General features: G+C 43.2%; 17 protein-coding genes and 1 tRNA gene. 8 read left to right on the forward strand and 10 right to left on the reverse strand.

What is annotated here, in order from left to right; translation table 11 throughout:
• Positions 1-6 precede the first annotated feature (6 nt).
• A complete protein-coding gene (gene rph / locus ELZ61_RS01000; protein WP_126373520.1) occupies positions 7-726 on the reverse strand; it encodes a ribonuclease PH in 720 nt (239 codons plus the stop codon).
• A 113-nt stretch (positions 727-839) separates the two neighbouring features.
• Between rph and ELZ61_RS01005 the strand changes: the two genes are divergently transcribed.
• Both ELZ61_RS01005 and ygfZ read left to right on the forward strand, forming a co-directional pair.
• Complete coding sequence (locus tag ELZ61_RS01005) at positions 840-1,703, forward strand: YicC/YloC family endoribonuclease (protein WP_126370824.1); 864 nt, start codon at positions 840-842, stop codon at positions 1,701-1,703.
• Positions 1,704-1,717: 14 nt separating this feature from the next.
• Positions 1,718-2,560, forward strand: a complete 843-nt coding sequence (ygfZ, locus tag ELZ61_RS01010) for a CAF17-like 4Fe-4S cluster assembly/insertion protein YgfZ (RefSeq protein ID WP_126370826.1) — start codon at positions 1,718-1,720, stop codon at positions 2,558-2,560.
• A gap of 31 nt (positions 2,561-2,591) precedes the next feature.
• Here the strand turns inward: ygfZ and pgeF are convergent, their stop codons facing one another.
• Both pgeF and rluD read right to left on the reverse strand, forming a co-directional pair.
• A complete protein-coding gene (pgeF, locus tag ELZ61_RS01015) occupies positions 2,592-3,326 on the reverse strand; it encodes a peptidoglycan editing factor PgeF (RefSeq protein WP_126370828.1) in 735 nt (244 codons plus the stop codon).
• Position 3,327: 1 nt separating this feature from the next.
• The gene (gene rluD, locus ELZ61_RS01020) at positions 3,328-4,302 is read right to left on the reverse strand and encodes a 23S rRNA pseudouridine(1911/1915/1917) synthase RluD (RefSeq protein WP_103853590.1); all 975 of its coding nucleotides are present in this window, start codon (positions 4,300-4,302) and stop codon (positions 3,328-3,330) included.
• A gap of 96 nt (positions 4,303-4,398) precedes the next feature.
• On the opposite strand from rluD, the gene ELZ61_RS01025 reads away from it, so the two are divergent.
• A complete protein-coding gene (locus tag ELZ61_RS01025) occupies positions 4,399-5,187 on the forward strand; it encodes an outer membrane protein assembly factor BamD (RefSeq protein WP_126370830.1) in 789 nt (262 codons plus the stop codon).
• 176 nt (positions 5,188-5,363) lie between these two features.
• On the opposite strand, the gene ELZ61_RS01030 is transcribed toward ELZ61_RS01025, so the two are convergent.
• Positions 5,364-5,440: transfer RNA gene (locus ELZ61_RS01030), tRNA-Ile, on the reverse strand.
• A gap of 152 nt (positions 5,441-5,592) precedes the next feature.
• On the opposite strand from ELZ61_RS01030, the gene ELZ61_RS01035 reads away from it, so the two are divergent.
• A protein-coding gene (locus tag ELZ61_RS01035; RefSeq protein ID WP_126370832.1) for an IS3 family transposase occupies positions 5,593-6,920 on the forward strand; the annotation gives its coding sequence in 2 pieces (ribosomal slippage) (positions 5,593-6,043 and positions 6,043-6,920; 1,329 coding nt in all).
• Between the two features lie 77 nt (positions 6,921-6,997).
• Here the strand turns inward: ELZ61_RS01035 and rpoD are convergent.
• The 3 genes from rpoD to rpsU form a co-directional block, all read right to left on the reverse strand.
• Positions 6,998-8,869, reverse strand: coding sequence for an RNA polymerase sigma factor RpoD (gene rpoD / locus ELZ61_RS01040; protein ID WP_126373522.1), 1,872 nt, complete (start codon positions 8,867-8,869; stop codon positions 6,998-7,000).
• Between the two features lie 80 nt (positions 8,870-8,949).
• A complete protein-coding gene (gene dnaG / locus ELZ61_RS01045) occupies positions 8,950-10,713 on the reverse strand; it encodes a DNA primase (RefSeq protein ID WP_126370834.1) in 1,764 nt (587 codons plus the stop codon).
• 147 nt (positions 10,714-10,860) lie between these two features.
• Positions 10,861-11,076 carry a 30S ribosomal protein S21 gene (gene rpsU / locus ELZ61_RS01050; RefSeq protein ID WP_103853581.1) on the reverse strand — a complete coding sequence of 72 codons (216 nt, stop codon included), beginning with the start codon at positions 11,074-11,076 and terminating at the stop codon, positions 10,861-10,863.
• 255 nt (positions 11,077-11,331) lie between these two features.
• Between rpsU and tsaD the strand changes: the two genes are divergently transcribed.
• The 4 genes from tsaD (at position 11,332) to ELZ61_RS01070 (ending at position 14,170) form a co-directional block, all read left to right on the forward strand.
• On the forward strand, positions 11,332-12,363 hold the full coding sequence (gene tsaD, locus ELZ61_RS01055; RefSeq protein ID WP_126370836.1) for a tRNA (adenosine(37)-N6)-threonylcarbamoyltransferase complex transferase subunit TsaD: 1,032 nt from the start codon (positions 11,332-11,334) through the stop codon (positions 12,361-12,363).
• 28 nt (positions 12,364-12,391) lie between these two features.
• Entirely contained in the window at positions 12,392-12,625 is a 234-nt protein-coding gene (locus tag ELZ61_RS01060; protein ID WP_126370837.1) for a hypothetical protein, read from the forward strand.
• Between the two features lie 25 nt (positions 12,626-12,650).
• The gene (locus ELZ61_RS01065; protein ID WP_126370839.1) at positions 12,651-13,232 is read left to right on the forward strand and encodes a thymidine kinase; all 582 of its coding nucleotides are present in this window, start codon (positions 12,651-12,653) and stop codon (positions 13,230-13,232) included.
• 182 nt (positions 13,233-13,414) lie between these two features.
• The gene (locus tag ELZ61_RS01070) at positions 13,415-14,170 is read left to right on the forward strand and encodes a class I SAM-dependent methyltransferase (RefSeq protein WP_126370840.1); all 756 of its coding nucleotides are present in this window, start codon (positions 13,415-13,417) and stop codon (positions 14,168-14,170) included.
• Between the two features lie 94 nt (positions 14,171-14,264).
• On the opposite strand, the gene ELZ61_RS01075 is transcribed toward ELZ61_RS01070, so the two are convergent.
• The 3 genes from ELZ61_RS01075 to pnp form a co-directional block, all read right to left on the reverse strand.
• Positions 14,265-16,079 (reverse strand): DEAD/DEAH box helicase, encoded by a 1,815-nt coding sequence (locus tag ELZ61_RS01075; RefSeq protein WP_126370842.1) that lies wholly within the window; start codon positions 16,077-16,079, stop codon positions 14,265-14,267.
• 141 nt (positions 16,080-16,220) lie between these two features.
• Entirely contained in the window at positions 16,221-17,117 is an 897-nt protein-coding gene (nlpI, locus tag ELZ61_RS01080; protein WP_126373524.1) for a lipoprotein NlpI, read from the reverse strand.
• Between the two features lie 102 nt (positions 17,118-17,219).
• Entirely contained in the window at positions 17,220-19,355 is a 2,136-nt protein-coding gene (pnp, locus tag ELZ61_RS01085; protein WP_126370844.1) for a polyribonucleotide nucleotidyltransferase, read from the reverse strand.
• Positions 19,356-19,563 lie beyond the last annotated feature (208 nt).

The following is a 19,563-nucleotide window of genomic DNA, read 5'->3' on the forward strand; positions in this document are numbered from 1 at the left end:
TGCTTGTTATGCCTGTTTTAAGGCTTCACGCTGCGCGTTGAAGATCACTTCACAGCCTTGTTTTGCAAGATCTAACAGGGTTAATAATTCTTCGTGGGAGAATGGCTCACCTTCTGCTGTGCCTTGCACTTCGATCATTCGGCCATCATCGGTCATCACCACGTTCATATCGGTTTCGGCGTTGCTATCTTCCACATATTCCAAATCGCATACCGCTTCACCCTCTACAATGCCAACAGAAATAGCCGCCACTAGCCCTTTAATTGGGTTCGTTTTTAGCACGCCTTTTTCCATTAAGCCGTTGATCGCGTCCACTAACGCCACGCAAGCCCCAGTAATAGAAGCCGTACGCGTGCCGCCATCAGCTTGGATTACATCACAATCCAGTGTGATTGAACGCTCACCAAGGGCATTCAGATCCACCATTGCACGCAAAGAGCGGGCGATTAAACGCTGAATTTCCATCGTGCGTCCGCCTTGTTTCCCTTTGGCCGCTTCACGTTGCATACGGCTGTGGGTGGAGCGTGGCAACATACCATATTCTGCCGTAACCCAACCTTGGTTTTGCCCTTTTAAGAAACGTGGCACACTTTCATCAACACTGGCGGTGCAAAGCACTTTGGTTTCGCCAAATTCCACTAACACCGAACCTTCGGCATATTTTGTGAAATGGCGGGTGATTTTAATTGGGCGGGGTTGATTTAATGGGCGATCATTCGGACGCATTGGAAATTCCTTACTCATTCATAAAATGGCGCTCATTCTAACACGCAAACTGACAGATGAGAAATTTAACGGTAGAATAGGCGGCAATTTTTAGCGCAAATTAAGGATTTATTATGATTTATAGTATGACGGCCTTTGCCCGTTATGAAATCAAGCAAGATTGGGGCAATGCAGTTTGGGAGATTCGTTCCGTTAATCAACGTTATTTGGAAACGGTCTTCCGCTTGCCAGAGCCATTTCGCGGTTTGGAAAACACCTTGCGAGAAAAATTACGCCAGCGTTTAACTCGCGGTAAGGTGGAATGTAATCTGCGTTTTGAGGGCAAACAGCAAGCCACAGCCAGCCTTAATTTAAACCAAGCCTTAGCGCAACAGGTGATCCAATCCTTACAATGGATCAAGCAACAGGCTGGGGAAGGGGAAATCAATCTCACCGATGTTCTGCGCTACCCTGGCGTGGTGGAAACCCCAGAGCAGGATTTAGATCGCATTAGTCAAGAATTGTTAGCCGGCTTTGAAGCGGCGCTCGATGAATTTATCGCAATGCGTGGGCGTGAAGGGGAAAAATTAAACGACTTGATCCAACAGCGTTTAACCGCCATCGCCAGTGAAAGCGATAAAGTGCGGTCAAAAATGCCAGAGATTTTGCAATGGCAACGGGAGCGTTTACAGCAACGTTTTGACGAATTGCAATTACAAGCCGATCCACAGCGCCTAGAGCAAGAAATGGTGCTATTAGCGCAACGTATTGATGTGGCGGAAGAATTAGATCGTTTACAGCTGCACGTTAAAGAAACCCAACGCATTTTGCAAAAAGGCGGTGCGGTAGGGCGTAAACTCGATTTTATGATGCAAGAACTCAACCGCGAAAGTAACACGTTGGCGTCAAAATCCATTAGCGCGGAAATCACCAATTCTGCGGTGGAATTAAAAGTGCTTATCGAACAAATGCGTGAACAAATTCAGAATTTGGAATAATTTTTGGAATCTTTATGGCAATCATCAATCTCTCACAATATCGTGTTATTTCTGTACAAGGCGTGGATGCAGAAAAATTTCTGCAAGGTCAGCTCACTTGTGATGTGAATGGGCTGGCAGATGGGCAATCCACCCTCACCGCTCATTGTGATCCAAAAGGCAAAATGAGCAGCGTATTTCGTCTGTTGCGTGAAAATACCGAGCAGTTTTACGTGATTATCCGCCACGCCTTATTGCCCTCTGCGTTGGATAATCTGAAAAAATATGCAGTCTTTTCCAAAGTTGCCTTTGAAGCGCAAGATTGGCAAGTGATCGGGCTATTGGATAAACAAAAGTGCGGTGCAATTTCGGCAGATTTTTGCCTTGAAATAGGACAATCTGCGTGCGCGATGTTATTAAATAAAACCGCACAACAGATTGATTTTACTGGTGAAATTTCACAATGGGAGCAAGCCATAATAAAAGCGGGCTACCCGATTTTATCGCCCGAGAGCCAAAACGAATTTATCCCACAAGCCTTGAATTTACAATGTATCGAACAAGCCATTTCGTTCCAAAAAGGCTGTTATATCGGGCAAGAAACCGTGGCGCGTGCGAAATATCGTGGCATAAACAAACGCGCGATGTTCCTGTTTAACGCACAAACCAACACGCCTGTTTCGCTGGGTTCAGAAATTGAAATGCAGCTGGAAAATGGCTGGCGAAAAACAGGTTTTATCCTAAGTGCGGTGCATTTTGACGGCATTTTATGGCTGCAAGTGGTGATGAATAATCAGTTTGAGGCAGGCACGGCATTTCGTCTGTCTGGCACTGAAACAGCATTAAACCTCATTGAATTGCCTTACAACTTATCATAAAAATGAAAATTGGGCGTAATGCCCAATTTTGCTATTCAAACCAAATCAACGATGCCATTCTTCCCGTTTGTTTCTCTCGTCTAAAAGAAAAGAAGTTTTCCCGTTCTAAATAGGTGCAATGCTCGCCACCGCTAATTTGCGAAATGCCTAATTTGTTAAGGCGCAATCGGGCGATGTGGTAAAGATCCGCAAGGTATTTGCCTTGCTCGATAGGATCTGGCACAAAGGCTTGTGCAGCATTGGGATCTTGCGTGATAAATTGTTGGCGAACGTCTTCCCCCACTTGGAAAGATTTTGGCCCAATAGCCGGCCCGAGCCACGCGATAATCTCTTGTGGTTCAGCTTGGAATTGTTGTACCGTTTGTTCTAACACGCCATCACATAAGCCACGCCAACCTGCGTGTGCGGCGGCGACTTCCGTGCCTTGTTGATTGGTAAACAAGACAGGCAGGCAATCTGCGGTCATTACAAGGCAAACTTGGTTCGGTTGGTTGGTGTAAACCGCATCGGCATCTACATTGTTGCCCTCATAAGGCAAGCAGATCACCCTTGTACTATGCGTTTGATTTAAGAAAAGCGGAAACTGCGGCAAATGAAATTGTTCCACCAACAAAGTGCGGTTAGTTTTTACTGAATTTTTGTCATCGCCAACGTGATCGCCCAGATTAAAGCTATCATAAGGCGCTTGGCTAACGCCGCCTTGACGTAAGGTGGTGAAAGCGTGGATATTGGCAGGGGCTGTCCAGTTTGGTTTGAGTGCGTCCATTTTAGTAATCTAATTCATCTTTATGAGCAAGGTAATCGACTTTTAAGGCATTCACTAAGCCAACGAAATCCTCTGGTAATGGCGCGTACCATTCCATTAATTCCCCTGTGATTGGGTGTTCTAAGCGTAACATTATGGCGTGCAACGCTTGGCGTTTGAAATCACGCAAGGTGGTGAGTAATTCTTCACTGGCGTTTTTCGGTGGGCGTGGGCGTCCACCATAAGTTTGATCGCCTAATAATGGGTGGGCGATATGCGCCATATGCACGCGAATTTGGTGAGTTCGCCCTGTTTCAAGGCGTAGGCGTAGGCGCGTGTAATTACGGAAACGTTCCATAATGCGATAATGCGTTACCGCGGGCTTACCCATTGGGTGAACCGCCATATGAGTACGTTTGGTTGGGTGGCGCGCCATTGGTTCGTCCACCGTGCCACCTTGGGTCATAATGCCGTAAGCGATGGCTTCATATTCACGGGTGATTTTGCGTTTTTGCAGATCTCGCACCAATTTAGTTTGCGCTGGTATGGTTTTTGCCACCACCATTAAGCCGGTGGTGTCTTTGTCTAAGCGGTGAACAATGCCCGCTCTTGGCACTTCCGCAATCGGCGGATAATGATAAAGCAAAGCATTGAGTACCGTGCCATTCGGGTTGCCTGCCCCGGGGTGAACCACCATATCTTTTGGCTTATTGATGACTAAAATATCATCATCTTCATAGACAATATTGAGCGGAATATTTTCTGGCTCAAAACGGGTTTCATCTTCCACTTCAACATTGATGGTAATCTGTTCGCCGCCATAAACTTTACTGCGTGGCACATTCACCACTTCACCGTTTACTTTCACCAGATCGCTTTCGATCCAAGTTTTTAAACGTGAACGAGAATAGTCCGGGAACATTTCCGCTAAGCTTTGGTCTAAACGTTGTCCCATTTGGCTTGGCAGAACTTCTGCCGATAAAGTAAGATATGCCATAAATAAATCCGTGAATAATTTGCTTATTTAGCAATGTGCTATAAAATAGGGAGCATTGTAACTTATTTATCATTGCTCGTAAAAAAGGAATCATCAATGCGTAAATTAAAATCTTTTACATTCGTTGCATTAGCCGCACTTGCCGTGAGTGCTTGTTCTAATTCATCAAAAGAGGTAGAGCAAGGCTCTGAACAAGAACTTTATGCCAAAGGGCAAACCTATTTACAAGACGGTGATTATTCCCAAGCGGTGCGCTATTTAGAAGCGGTAAAAAATCGTTTTCCTGCCGCAAATTACAGCGAGCAAACGCAGTTAGATTTAATTTATGCTTATTATAAATCGCAAGATTACACCAAAACCTTAGTGGCCGCAGAGCGTTTTTTACAGCAATATCCGAATAGTCCAAATGTAGATTATGTGATCTATATGGCAGGGCTAACCAATTTTGCCTCAGGTGAAAACTTCTTCCAAGATTTCTTTGGCGTTGATCGCGCAACCCGTGAAAACACAGCAATGAAAGCGGCGTTTGCAAACTTCCATACCCTTGTAGATAATTTCCCTAATAGCACTTATGCACAAGATGCCTTAGCAAGAATGGCTTATATTAAAGCCGCCTTGGCTCGCCATGAACTTGCCATTGCCAAATTCTATATGAAACGTAATGCTTATGTTGCCGTTGCCAACCGAGTAGTAGGAATGTTACAGCAATATCCTGACACCCAAGCCACTCTTGAAGCCTTGCCATTAATGAAAGAAGCTTATGAAAAAATGAATCTTCCTGAATTGGCAAAACAAACGGAAACCTTGATTCAGGCGAATAAAGATAAAAAATTCAGCGATGTTGAAAAACCAAAAGACTTTGAATTAAATAAGCCAAAATCTTAGCAAATAATGATCAAAAAGCCTCTATGCAATAATAGAGGTTTTTTATTGCCTAATTTTTAAGTGCGGTTGTTTTTTAAGAAAAATTCATCAAAATTTGACCGCACTTTAATTTTCTTTGTGCAACTATGTAATGAATAATTTATTGGGAATTTAGGGGAAAGGGGAAAGATAAATGATGGTGCCCCCAACAGGACTTGAACCTGTGACCAATCGATTATGAGTCGACTGCTCTAACCGACTGAGCTATGGGGGCGGTAAGAGTGTGCTGATTATAGTGAAATATCCCAGCAAAGTCTATCATTCACCAATTATGCGGCTTAAATTTGAACAAAAAAGCCTGATAACAAATGATCTGCACCCCAAAAGTTGGACTAAACAACCAATTGATTAAGGTGCAGATTTTTTATGACTAAATATACTCAACGTTTCAAACAACAAGTGCTCGACTTTTATCATCAAAATGGAGAAAACCGTTCGCTTACTCGCCAGTATTTTCAGCTTCCCCAAAGAACGTTAGCACGTTGGATTGCGAAATTTAATCATAATGGAATCAATGGATTAGCTGTGTTAGGTAAAAAACGATATTATTCTGTTGAGTTTAAATTAAAGGTTATTCAAGCTATCAAAAAAGGCCAGTGCTCCGCTGAAGCCGCCTGCTTTCGCTTTGATATTCCCAGTTCAGGGATAATTAGTCAATGGTTGCAACGCTTTGAAAAACAAGGTATAGATGGGTTATTACTCAAACCTAAAGGTCGTCCAAGTATGAAACTCAACTCACCTAAAATGCCACCAACGCCCAAAACAGAAGAAGAACGCTTGCGTTACCGAATTTTGGAATTAGAAGCGGAGAATACAATGCTAAAAAAGTTGCAGGAACTCAACCAACAAAAAATGCAGAAAAAGCCGTCATCGTAAATGCCTTACGCTCGCGTTTCCCGTTGGAATTGTTACTCAGGCTAATCGGATTGGCACGCAGTTCGTTCTTTTATCATCTCAAGCCAAAGTCGGATAAAAATGTAGCGATTTCACAGAAAATAGAGGAAATTTATCGCAAAAATGACGAAAATTATGGTTATCGTCGAATTACCTTGGAATTAAGGAAATACTTGATTATCAACCACAAAAGGGTGCAAGCGATAATGCAACGTTTGGGGTTAAAAGGAAAAAGTAAGCAGAAAAAATATCGTTCTTACCAAGGCAAAGTGGGACACACTGCCGATAATCTGTTGCAACGGGATTTTACGGCAACGATGCCGAATGAGAAGTGGGTAACGGATATCACCGAGTTCAAATGTGCGGAAGGCAAAGTGTATTTATCGCCGATTAAAGACTTGTTTAATAACGAAATTATTGCTTATGATGTGGCGAGAAGTCCGAATTTTGAGCAGATAACCAGAATGTTGACCCAGGCGGTGAACCGATTAGCGGGGGAAAAACCGATACTGCATTCCGACCAAGGATGGCAGTATCAAATGATGGGTTATCAGGAGATATTGAAAAAACACGGTATTAAGCAAAGTATGTCGAGAAAAGGTAATTGCCTTGATAATGGTGCGATGGAAAGCTTTTTCGGGCGATTGAAGACGGAATGTTACTTTGGCAAGCGGTTTGAAACCTTTGAACAGCTTGAAAAAGTGATTCACGAGTACATTCATTACTACAACAATGAGCGTATTCAAGTGAAGCTCAAAGGACTAAGCCCTGTGGAATACAGAACTCAGTCCTTGAATTAAATTGAATTAAATTAGAATATAGTCTAACTTTTTGGGGGCAGATCACAAATCAAGCTTTTATTTAAGATAAATTGCTTTTACTCATCTAAGAAGCTACGCAAGGTTTCTGAACGACTTGGATGGCGTAATTTGCGTAAAGCTTTTGCTTCAATTTGACGGATACGTTCACGGGTTACATCAAATTGTTTACCCACTTCTTCAAGCGTGTGATCCGTGTTCATATCAATACCAAAACGCATTCTTAACACTTTGGCTTCTCTTGGCGTCAAGCCCTCTAGCACTTCGTGTGTTGCGGCTTTCAAGCTTTGCGCTGTAGCTGAATCCAATGGTAATTCTAGCGTGCTATCTTCAATGAAATCACCTAAGTGAGAGTCATCATCATCACCAATAGGGGTTTCCATTGAAATTGGCTCTTTGGCAATTTTTAGCACTTTGCGGATTTTATCTTCCGGCATTCCCATTCTTTCTGCTAATTCTTCTGGTGAAGCCTCACGCCCCATTTCTTGTAACATTTGACGCGAAATGCGGTTCAATTTGTTGATGGTTTCAATCATATGAACTGGGATACGAATGGTTCTCGCTTGATCCGCGATCGAACGCGTAATTGCTTGACGAATCCACCAAGTCGCATAAGTTGAGAATTTATAACCACGGCGATATTCAAATTTATCCACCGCTTTCATCAAGCCAATGTTACCTTCTTGAATAAGATCCAAGAATTGTAAACCACGGTTGGTATATTTTTTCGCAATAGAAATCACCAAACGCAAGTTCGCTTCAACCATTTCTTTTTTCGCACGGCGTGCTTTTAATTCACCTTGTGAAACCGCATCGCAAATATCACGAATTTGGCTAATGGTTAAACCGGTATCTTGTTCGATCTGCCCTAACTGAGCAATAGCCTGACGAATAGGCTCTTCATACTGAGCTAATTTTTCAGACCAATTTTTTCCTGCATTTAAGGCTTTTTCTAGCCACGCATCTTTGGTTTCGTGTCCAATAAATTCTTTTTGGAACGTGCCTTTTGGCATTTTAGCGTTATCTACTGCCATTTTTTGAATGCTACGTTCTTGCTGACGTACACGCTTCATCATATTACGCATAGACAACACGATTTCATCAAATTGTTTTGGTACTAAACGGAATTGAGTGAAAACTTCTGCCAAAACTTGAATTTGATCACGCGCCGCTTTTTTATGGCGTCCGTGTTTTGCAATCGCATCTAAGGTTTTCTTATGTTGCGCTTTTAATTCCGCAAATCGCTCGCGTGCCACTTCAGGATCAATGCTGTTATCAGAATCACTGTCATCGGAAGAACTGCTGTCATCACTTTCTTCGTCTTCGTCATCATCTTCTACGCTTGCGGTTGTTGTGCTTTCTTCATCTTCATCATCTGCAAGATGCGCTTCGTGTTCTTCTTCCGCGGCAGCTTCAACGATTTCATTTGGATCAACAAAGCCTGTGATCAGATCTGCCAAACGCATTCCGCCTTCTTCCACTAACGCATATTGACGCAAGAGATCATTCAAGGCTTCTGGATAAGCAGCCACGGCAGTTTGTACTTCATTGATCCCTTCTTCAATGCGTTTGGCGATGTCAATTTCGCCTTCGCGGGTTAAAAGCTCCACGCTCCCCATTTCACGCATATACATACGCACGGGATCGGTGGTTCGCCCTAACTCTGCTTCCACGCTAGATAACACTTGAGTGGCTTCTTCTACCGCATCTTCATCAGTGATATTTTCATTTAACATCAAATCATCGGCATCAGGTGCAGTTTCTAACACTTGAATGCCCATATCATTGATCATTTGAATGATGTCTTCAATTTGATCTGCATCGACAAGTTCTTCTGGCAAATGGTCATTCACTTCAGCATAAGTAAGATAACCTTGCTCTTTCCCTTGTGCGATTAACAGTTTTAATTGAGATTGTGGATTTTGCTCCATATCCATATTATATATCCGCCTCGATGTGTAATTGTGGGAGATAAAATGGCTTTAATTTTATCACCCTTATGTTGGATTAACTATTTATTTTGCTGTTTTTTCAATAATAATTGTGCGAGCGCCTGCCGTTCTTGCTCATTTAAGCCCTCTGTGCGCTCTTTTGCGATAAGCATTTCGATATTTTTATCCATCAACTGCAAATAAAAATAACGTAGGGTTTCACGAAATGTTTCTTCGATTTTATCCTCATCGACTAAATGATCCCACACGGCAAGAATTTCAAGGGGGCGAAAATATTCCGTATCACGGTAATGTTCTAAAATTTGTGCGGTGGTAATCCCCACACGCTCACGGCAAAGTGCGGTGATTTTTTCAAACAAATCTAGCCCAGCTTCATTGAGTACCAATAGAACGCTTAAATTTTCTGGCACAATTTGGATCAATTCAGGATTTTGCAACAGTAATGCAATCAACACCCGCATTGGCGTGCGTTTTACCGCATTTGGTTTCGGCGATGATGAATGATTTTCTTTTTGTGTTGGGATTAAATGCTCGATCTGCGTTTCATTAAAAATCCCCAATTTTTGCGCCAAAAGCTGACGCAATGATAAACGTAACAATTCTCCCGGAATTCGGTTAATCAATGGCACAGCAAGAGCAGCAAGTTTTCCCTTGCCCTCTTTACTGGAAAAATCCACCTGCGAACTTAAGGTAGCAAACAGAAAATCGCTCAATGGCTGTGCCTGACGAATATAGTCCTCAAAGCCGTCTTTACCATATTGGCGAATAAAGGTATCGGGATCTTCCCCATCGGGCAGAAAAATAAACTTAATTTGCCGCCCGTCTTCTAAAAAAGGCAGCGCATTTTCCAACGCACGCCACGCAGCATCACGCCCTGCACGGTCTGCATCGTAACAACAAATAAGCTGTTCGGTGGAACGAAATGCAAGCTGAATTTGCTCCGCTGTAGTGGCTGTCCCTAATGACGCCACGGCATAATCCACGCCAAATTGCGCCAATGCCACCACGTCCATATAGCCCTCCACCACCAGCAACATTTCAGGGCTGTCATTCACTTGTAATGCTTCAAACAAGCCATAAAGCTCACTACCTTTGTGGTAGGTCATACTTTCTGGCGAGTTCAAATATTTCGGCTTTTCATCACCCAACACTCGTCCGCCAAAGGCAATGGTTCGCCCACGGCGATCACGGATAGGAAACATAAGACGATTACGAAAACGATCGTAAACATCTTGTTTTTCATTGCGCGATAACATTCCCACATCAAATAATTTTTGCCGATCTTCTTGATTACGCCCAAACTGATTTAACACGGCATTAAATTGATTTGGCGAAAAACCAATTTGAAAGCGTTCAATCACTTCGGCGGATAAACCTCGTTTTTGCACATAGGATTGCGCAGGAATATTGTGCGGAAGTTGCTGATGATAAAACACCGCGATCTCTTGCATTAGCTGGTAAAGATCTTTCTTGGTACGATAATTGGCTTGTGGTTTATTCTTGCCATCAAAGTGCGGTGATTTTTCGTAAGGAATTTCTAAGCCTAAATGATTCGCCAGCTCTTCCACCGCCTCGATAAACTCCAGTTTTTCATATTCCATTAAAAAACTAATGGCATTACCGTGCGCGTGGCAACCAAAACAATGGTAAAACTGTTTTTTCGGACTCACGGTAAAGGAAGGCGTTTTCTCGTGATGAAAAGGACAACAAGCCTGATATTCACGCCCTGCTTTTTTCAGCTTAACCCGTGAATTAATCAATTCGACAATGTCAGTTCTGGCAAGAACATCATCAATAAATGAACGTGGAATATGGCCTGCCACAATAATTTCCTCTCGTTTTCAATCAACACAGAATTTAGTAAGATAGAGCTAAGATAATAAGAAATGGTGCAGCTAAAAACAACAAAACCGTGATTCCAAAAGGTTTCACGGCCTGCTTAACTCGAGTTTAATTAAAAAAATTTTTAATTAGTATAAACGTACGTTACGTGCATTTTCACGAGCAACGCGTTTTGCGTGGCGTTTAGCACGAGTTGCGTTTTCACGTTTACGAATTGTTGTTGGTTTTTCGTAAAATTCACGGCTACGAACTTCCGCTAAGATTCCCGCTTTTTCACAAGCGCGTTTGAAACGACGTAATGCTACGTCAAATGATTCATTTTCACGAACTTTAATTACCGGCATAAGCCATCACCTCAATATGGATTAATATTTTGCAAAATTTAGACCGTTTCGTTTCGATAAACGGCTTATTCAAATTAATAAGGGTGGCAATTTTAATTCAAATTAACCGCAAAAGCAAAGAAAAGATCAGATTTTTGTGAAAATTTCCCCGCACTTTTTATAAGAAATTCAGCGAGGAATTGGGATAAGCTAGAGAAAACGACTTAAACAAGGTAAAATAAGCTTAGTCAGAAAACAACAATTAAGAGAGAAAAAATGCGAATTTTAGGCATTGAAACCTCCTGTGATGAAACAGGTGTTGCTATTTATGATGAAGAAAAAGGCTTGATTGCCAACCAGCTTTACAGCCAAATTTCCTTACACGCTGATTATGGCGGTGTTGTGCCTGAACTCGCATCAAGAGATCATATCCGCAAAACCACGCCGTTAATTCAAACGGCATTACAAGAAGCAGGATTAACCGCTCAAGATATTGACGGCATTGCCTACACTTGCGGGCCGGGCTTAGTGGGTGCATTATTAGTGGGTTCAACCATTGCTCGTTCTCTTGCCTATGCGTGGAATGTACCAGCCATTGGCGTTCATCATATGGAAGGGCATTTGCTCGCGCCAATGTTAGAAGAAAATGCACCGCACTTTCCTTTTGTCGCCTTGCTTGTTTCCGGTGGACATACTCAGCTTGTGCGCGTAGATAGCGTAGGGCAATATGAAGTGCTAGGCGAAAGCATTGATGATGCAGCAGGCGAAGCCTTTGATAAAACCGCAAAATTGCTCGGTTTAGACTACCCTGGTGGCGCAGCTTTAGCTCGCTTAGCGGAAAAAGGTACGCCGAATCGCTTTACCTTTCCACGTCCAATGACTGATCGCCCAGGGCTAGATTTCAGTTTTTCAGGCTTAAAAACCTTTGCGGCAAACACCATCAATCAAGCGATTAAAGAAGAAGGCACGCTCACTGAACAAACCAAGGCGGATATTGCTTATGCTTTCCAACAAGCGGTGGTGGAAACCTTAGTAATCAAATGTCGCCGCGCCTTGCAAGAAACGGGCTTTAAACGCCTAGTGATCGCCGGTGGTGTGAGTGCGAATCAACAGTTGCGCCAAGCCTTGAGCGAATTAATGGCACAACTAGGCGGCGAAGTGTTTTATCCGCAACCACAATTTTGTACCGATAACGGTGCAATGATTGCCTACACTGGCTTTTTACGTCTGAAACACGGCGAACATTCCCCTTTAGAAATTGAAGTAAAACCGCGCTGGGCAATGACTGAGCTGAGCGAAATAAAATAAGCTGAGTGAAATAAAACAAGGATCATTTATGCAAAATCAACAATCTAACGCAATGCGCGCAGCGGGGATCGGCTGCGTTCTTATGCTTCTCCTTATCGCCTTTGCTTTGATCAAACTCCCTACCGCACAGGTAATGGATTACCTAACCCTTGCGGGACAATGGGTGGGACAAGGCACAACCATTGGCATCTTAATGCTCGCCACCCTGCCACCACTAACGGGGCTAATGTTTTACTTGATTTGGAAATGGCTAACAAAATAACCGCACTTTATTATGGCTAATTACTATGGCTAAACTTTATTTTTACTATTCTACGATGAACGCGGGGAAATCCACCACCCTGCTGCAATCAGATTACAACTACCGCGAACGGCAAATGAATACGCTGGTTTACACCGCGGCGATTGATGATCGCTTTGGCGTGGGCAAAGTGACTTCACGCATTGGCATTAGCCAGCAGGCGAAATTATTCCATAAGGAAACAGATCTGTTTGCCGAAATCGCCCTGCATCTTGAACAAGAAAGCCTGCATTGTATTTTGGTGGACGAAGCACAGTTTCTCACCAAACAACAGGTTTATCAGCTCAGTGATGTGGTGGATAAATTACACATTCCTGTGCTGTGCTATGGCCTGCGCACGGATTTCCAAGCAGAATTATTTGAAGGCAGCCGATACTTACTGGCTTGGGCCGATCAGCTGGAAGAATTAAAAACCATCTGCCATTGTGGGCGCAAAGCTAATTTCGTACTGCGTTTAAACGATCAGGGCGAAGTAGTCAAAGATGGCGCACAAATTCAAATCGGCGGCAATAATCACTACGTTTCCGTATGTCGCCGCCATTACAAAGAAAAAATTGAACAGGCATAAAATTCGCCATTTTTGCACCGCACTTTTCATTCAACGTTTCCAAATGTAAGGACGCACCAATGTGTGCGTCCGATTGGGCTATCAACACAGGCGGGTACATCGGTTCGTCTAGCCATAAAAGGCAATTTTATTTCATCATAAAAGCTGATATATTGAGTCAAGTATTGAAATAAGGAGTCAACATGAAAAAAGAAGAAATGGGACATAATTTTCTTGCTCGATTAGGCAAAACGCGCTTACGCCCTGGTGGTCGCAAAGCCACAGAATGGCTGATTGCAAACGGTGATTTTAACGCCAATAAAAAAGTGTTAGAAGTAGCATGCAATATGGGAACCACCGCCATTGAGCTAGCCAGCAAATTCGGCTGTCATATCGAGGGCGTGGATCTTGATGAAAATGCCTTAGAGAAAGCCAGAAAAAATATCGCTGAAAAAGGGCTACAAGATAAAATTCACGTTCAGCGCGCCAATGCAATGAAATTGCCTTTTGCCGATAACAGCTTTGATATTGTGATTAATGAAGCAATGCTCACAATGCTGCCGGTGGAAGCGAAAATCAAAGCGGTGCGCGAGTATTACCGCGTTCTCAAACCGAACGGTTTCTTGCTCACTCACGATGTAATGCTTACCACGGACAATGCGGAAGAAGTAATCCAACAACTGCGTGAAGCCATTAACGTTACCGTAACGCCATTAACAAAACAAAACTGGAAATCGCTCTTTTTAGAAGCAGGATTCCGCAACGTGGAAACCTATTCAGGCGAGATGACGCTACTTTCCCCTGCGGGAATGATTTATGATGAAGGCGTATTAGGCACAGCTAAAATTATCCGCAATGCGTTAAAAGCTGAAAACCGTCCGACATTCAAAAAAATGTTCAAGGTTTTCAATGATCCAGATAAAAAACTCGGCTTTATTGCCTTATGTAGCCAAAAATAATTTAACGAAAATCCCCGCTCTTGATATGAAAAAGTGCGGGGGTTTTTTTAGCTATCTAAGAATAAAAAAATAGCCCCATTGGGGCTATTTTCAACTAAGAGAACGATCTTTTTCTTGAGCGCGATTTAAAGCCACCTTCGTCAAAAGAGCGGTGGTTTTTTTCTTTAAATTTGCGATCCCCTTTGCCACGGGCAAAGCGATCATCAGCGCGTCCACGGCCTTTTCCGCCAAAGTTTTTTTCTTTTCCTTTGCCTTCGCCACCTTTGGCTTCACCAAGGAAAGACATTTGCATTTGTTTGTTCATTACGCGCGTTTTGGCGAAATGGTTGAGCAATTCTTTTGGCATTCCTTGTGGTAATTCAATGGTGGAATGGTTATCGTAAAGTTTGATATGTCCAATGTAACGGCTATTAATATCCCCTTCGTTAGCAATGGCGCCAACGATATGACGCACTTCCACGCCATCTAAGCGCCCCACTTCAATACGGTATAAGTCCATTGGTTGCGGGTTACCGTAGCCACGGCGTTCAGCGGAACGTGGGTTCTCTTTACGGCTGCCACGATCACGGCGTGCGCGTTTATCTACGATAGGATCTAGCGGAAGAATTAATTTTTGTTTGCCTTGTAAGAGCATTAACATTGCAGCAGCAATATCTTCTTGATCCTGATCGGCGGTAAACAGATCTTCTAACAAGCTACGATATTGTTCTAGATCGTGATGTTCCAGCTGTTTGGTGATTTGCGCCACGAATTTTTTACGGCGGCAAGCCTGTAACGCTTCGTGATTTGGAATTTCGACTTCTTCAATCGGCTTTTTAGTTAAGCGTTCAATGTTTTTTAGTAGGCGGTTTTCTCTTGGTTCAACAAAGAGTAAAGCACGTCCTGCACGGCCTGCGCGTCCAGTTCGTCCGATACGGTGAACATAGCTTTCTGCGTCAAGTGGAATATCGTAGTTCACTACAAGGCTGATACGTTCCACGTCAAGTCCGCGTGCAGCAACATCGGTAGCCACTAAAATATCTAGGCTACCATTACGCAGGCGATCCAAGGTTTGTTCACGCAGTTGTTGCGTCATATCACCATTGAGAGCGGCGGCACGGAAACCGTGTTTTTCTAGCAATTCAGTAATATCAAGGGTGGCGGTTTTGGTGCGTGCAAAAATGATTGCGGCGTCAAAATCTTCCACTTCAAGGAAGCGTAATAAGGCTTCGTTTTTACGAAATCCGTGTACATACCAGCAGCTTTGCGTAATATCAGGCGCAGTGCGTTGTGTTGATTGGATTTTGACTTCTTTTGGATCGTGCATAAAGCGCTTGGTAATGCGGCGAATCGGTTCTGGCATTGTGGCAGAGAAAAGCGCGGTTTGGTGCTGTTCTGGCAATGCTGCCATAACGGTTTCAACATCTTCAATAAAGCCCATACGCAGCATTTCATCGGCTTCGTCTAACACGATGGCTTTTAATTCAGAAAGATCAAGGGTGTTGCGTCTAAGGTGATCTAAAATACGTCCCGGTGTTCCCACGACCACTTGCGCCCCTTGTTTTAAGGCACGCAGTTGAATGTCATAACGTTGTCCGCCGTAAAGGGTAACGATGTTGATCCCTTTGGCATATTTCATAAATTGTTCGCACGCATCAGCCACTTGAATGGCAAGCTCACGAGTGGGCGCCATAACTAGCATTTGTGGCATTTTTTTATTTGGCTCAATTTGGGCTAATAAAGGGAGAGAAAAGGCAGCGGTTTTTCCACTTCCTGTTTGCGCCATTCCAAGTACATCATCACCTGCGAGAAGGTGGGGAATACAAGCTTGTTGGATTGGCGAAGGGGATTCAAATCCCATATCAGTTACAGCATTAAGGATAAATTCAGGTAAACCTAAATCATTAAAGGTGATTTTTGTTTCAGTCATTAAAATACTCGAATATAAAAAGGAAAGCTCAATTACTTTCAGTTGCACAAAGCCTAGGTGTGGCGAAAAATCGCAGCTTTGCGGATAACATTGTTGAAAAGTTTTACGTTTTACAACACCAAATCTAGGCAAATGCCTAGTTTATTGTGCTTGCGTGCGTTTTAATTTCGCCAGTTCAAGCACTGCAAAACGATACTCAACAAAGTTATACACCTGATTCGCTATGGCCAATTTAAACAGGGTTTCTGCTTTTTCCCTTTGACCCAAATTGAGTTGTTGTTTTGCTAGATAAAAGTAGGTTTCGGTCAATACTTCGGCATAAGGCATTTTTTGCTTTTCAGCAAATTCTACCCCTTGCTGTTGTAGCTCAGTGAGCGACAACTGACCTAAATAATATTGCACAATATAACTGCCCCACTGCTTTTGCGAGAGCGCAGGCGCTTGCTGTGCTAACTGCTGTTTAGCCTTTTTAGGATTGGTTTCTAATTCATTGAGATATAACCATAATGCACGGTAAGCATCGCTTTTATCTTGTTGATAAAACTGCGCTAAATCTTTCTGTGCAAGCGGGTAACGCGCTATATAATAAAAACCTAATCCACGATTAAATAGGCTATATTCATCGTTTGGATTTAATTCCAATGCCGCATTAAATGCTTCTAGTGCTTCATCATAATCTTCATTGATAAGCTGATAGACGCCCAAATAATTATAAAGTGCGGCGTTTTTTGGCTGAAAAATTAAAGACTGCAAAAAGTCATAACGTGCTAGCCCCCAAAGCCCAAGGGCGTCATACAACACACCTCGTTCAAAATGCAAGGTAGCACGTTCTTTTTTATCAATTCCGCCAATTTGCAATACTTGGCTAATACGAGCAACCATTATTTCTTGCTCAATATGGCTATTCGGTGTCTGCTCCGCAATAATCAATTTATTATTTGCCATAAAAGGTTGCGAATTGACACAGCCTACAAGTAATAAGGCAACACACCAGATTGAAAACAATCTGAAAGAGTTTATACGCCAATTACATTGCATCATTGTTTAGCCTTAGGTGTTAGCTCAAGTATGCCTGACTAGCAATGCCAGCCCATTTCCCGTTAAGGAAAATTGCTCCCTAACAAGTAGGGAGCGGTATTTTTATTCTTGCTCGCTAACTGCAACCACAACCTCTTCTGTTGGGGTTGCATCTTGTTTTGGAGCAATATCTTTCATTGTTAAGCGGATACGGCCTTGGCGATCAATTTCAACCACTTTCACGCTAACTTCTTGACCCACGCTTAAGTAATCACTGACTTTTTCTACACGTTCATCAGCGATTTGTGAAATGTGAACCAAGCCCTCTTTATTGCCAACTAAGGAAACGAACGCACCGAAATCCGCAAGGCGAGTCACTTTACCTTGATAGATTGCACCAGCTTCCACTTCCGCGGTGATATCTTCAATGCGCGCCATCACTTCTTTCACCGCATTGTTATCTACCGCTGCGATTTTCACTGTACCGTCATCATCAATATCAATGGACGTACCAGTTTCTTCCGTTAAGGCACGAATTACTGCACCACCTTTACCGATCACATCTTTGATTTTCTTCGGATCGATTTTCATTGTGTGAATACGCGGTGCGAAGTCAGAAATTTCCGCGCGCGGTGCAGGAATAGCTTGTTCCATCACACCAAGAATGTGCATTCTCGCGCCTTTTGCTTGGTTAAGGGCGATTTGCATAATTTCAGGGGTAATCCCTTCAATTTTGATGTCCATTTGTAATGCGGTAACCCCTTCGCGTGTACCCGCTACTTTGAAGTCCATATCACCTAAGTGATCTTCATCACCTAAAATGTCAGAAAGCACAACAAATTTTTCATCTTCTTTTACTAAGCCCATTGCGATACCCGCAACAGCGGCTTTAATTGGTACACCAGCGTCCATTAAAGCTAATGATGCGCCACATACCGATGCCATTGATGATGAACCATTAGATTCAGTGATTTCAGACACCACACGCACCACATAAGGGAATTCGCTCAAGCTTGGCATTACCGCAGCCACACCACGTTTTGCTAAACGACCGTGACCGATTTCGCGGCGTTTTGGTGAACCGATCATACCCGTTTCACCCACTGAATATGGCGGGAAGTTATAGTGGAATAAGAAGTGATCAGTTTTTTCACCGGTTAATTCGTCAATGATTTGCGCATCACGTTCTGTCCCTAAGGTTGCCACCGCTAAGGCCTGTGTTTCACCACGGGTGAAAATCGCAGAACCGTGTGTGCGAGGTAACACACCTGTGCAAATGTCTAATGCACGCACGGTATCTACGGTACGGCCGTCAATACGCGGCTCACCGTTTAGAATGCGTGAACGCACGATTTCACTTTCAAGTGCGGTAAGAATATCAACAATTTTTCCTTCGCTAAGGGTTTCATCTTCAGCAGTTAATTGGCTTACCACGTCTGCTTTAATCGCATCAATTTGTTCATAACGCGCTTGTTTTTCGGTGATACGGTAAGCATCGCCTAAACGGCTTTCGGCAAGGGCTTTCACTTTATCAATGAGTGCTGTATCTGGCGCTGGTGGTTGCCAATCCCAACGTGGTTTTCCTGCTTCTTGGGCAAATTCTTTAATGGCTTCAATCACCACTTGTTGTTGTTGATGACCAAATACCACCGCGGCCAACATTTGTTCTTCGGTGAGAATATCTGCTTCAGATTCCACCATTAATACGGCTTTATCTGTCCCTGCTACCACTAAGTCTAAACGGCTTTGTTTTTGTTCGTTAGTGGTTGGGTTTAAGACGAATTGACCATCAATAAAACCAACTCGTGCTGCGCCGATCGGGCCATTAAATGGCACGCCTGAAAGGGTAAGTGCGGCTGAAGCACCGATCATCGCCACTAAATCTGGACTAATTTGTGGGTTTACCGAAACCACGGTTGCCACAATTTGAATTTCGTTGAAAAAGCCTTCAGGGAATAATGGACGGATTGGACGATCGATTAAACGCGCCACTAAGGTTTCCCCCTCAGAAGGGCGGCCTTCACGTTTAAAGAACCCACCAGGGATACGTCCTGCTGCGTAAGTACGCTCTTGGTAGTTTACGGTTAATGGGAAGAAATCTTGCCCTTCTTTAACGTCTTTTTTCGCTACCACTGTTACGAACACGCTAGTGTCGTCCATACTCGCCATCACTGCCGCTGTGGCTTGACGGGCGATTGCACCGGTTTCTAAGGTTACCGTGTGCTGACCATATTTAAATTGTTTAACAATTGGATTCACAATATTTTCCTTCAAATAAAATGGAATAATTTGCGGAACATTCCGCACTCAATGCTTTAGGCGAAATAACAGGCTAACTGTTTGATTTCACCTTGTTTTCCCAATTGCGACTAGCAAAAATTCTCTCAAAAAACACCGCTCTTTGTCGGGTTGCGTAAGAGTATTTTTGATAGCCGCACGCCAACGGGAAAAGAAAAGCCCCGCTATT

Source organism: Avibacterium volantium, assembly GCF_900635775.1.
GTDB lineage: Bacteria > Pseudomonadota > Gammaproteobacteria > Enterobacterales > Pasteurellaceae > Avibacterium > Avibacterium volantium.

Coding starts and splice junctions, on each gene's coding strand:
- ELZ61_RS01025 (WP_126370830.1), top strand. CDS start 4,399: ATGCGTAAATTAAAATCTTTTACATTCGTTGCATTAGCCGCACTTGCC.
- tsaD (WP_126370836.1), top strand. CDS start 11,332: ATGCGAATTTTAGGCATTGAAACCTCCTGTGATGAAACAGGTGTTGCT.
- ELZ61_RS01005 (WP_126370824.1), top strand. CDS start 840: ATGATTTATAGTATGACGGCCTTTGCCCGTTATGAAATCAAGCAAGAT.
- ELZ61_RS01060 (WP_126370837.1), top strand. CDS start 12,392: ATGCAAAATCAACAATCTAACGCAATGCGCGCAGCGGGGATCGGCTGC.
- ELZ61_RS01075 (WP_126370842.1), bottom strand. CDS start 16,079: ATGACTGAAACAAAAATCACCTTTAATGATTTAGGTTTACCTGAATTT.
- pgeF (WP_126370828.1), bottom strand. CDS start 3,326: ATGGACGCACTCAAACCAAACTGGACAGCCCCTGCCAATATCCACGCT.
- nlpI (WP_126373524.1), bottom strand. CDS start 17,117: ATGCAATGTAATTGGCGTATAAACTCTTTCAGATTGTTTTCAATCTGG.
- rluD (WP_103853590.1), bottom strand. CDS start 4,302: ATGGCATATCTTACTTTATCGGCAGAAGTTCTGCCAAGCCAAATGGGA.
- rpsU (WP_103853581.1), bottom strand. CDS start 11,076: ATGCCGGTAATTAAAGTTCGTGAAAATGAATCATTTGACGTAGCATTA.
- rpoD (WP_126373522.1), bottom strand. CDS start 8,869: ATGGAGCAAAATCCACAATCTCAATTAAAACTGTTAATCGCACAAGGG.
- ELZ61_RS01070 (WP_126370840.1), top strand. CDS start 13,415: ATGAAAAAAGAAGAAATGGGACATAATTTTCTTGCTCGATTAGGCAAA.
- rph (WP_126373520.1), bottom strand. CDS start 726: ATGCGTCCGAATGATCGCCCATTAAATCAACCCCGCCCAATTAAAATC.
- ygfZ (WP_126370826.1), top strand. CDS start 1,718: ATGGCAATCATCAATCTCTCACAATATCGTGTTATTTCTGTACAAGGC.
- ELZ61_RS01065 (WP_126370839.1), top strand. CDS start 12,651: ATGGCTAAACTTTATTTTTACTATTCTACGATGAACGCGGGGAAATCC.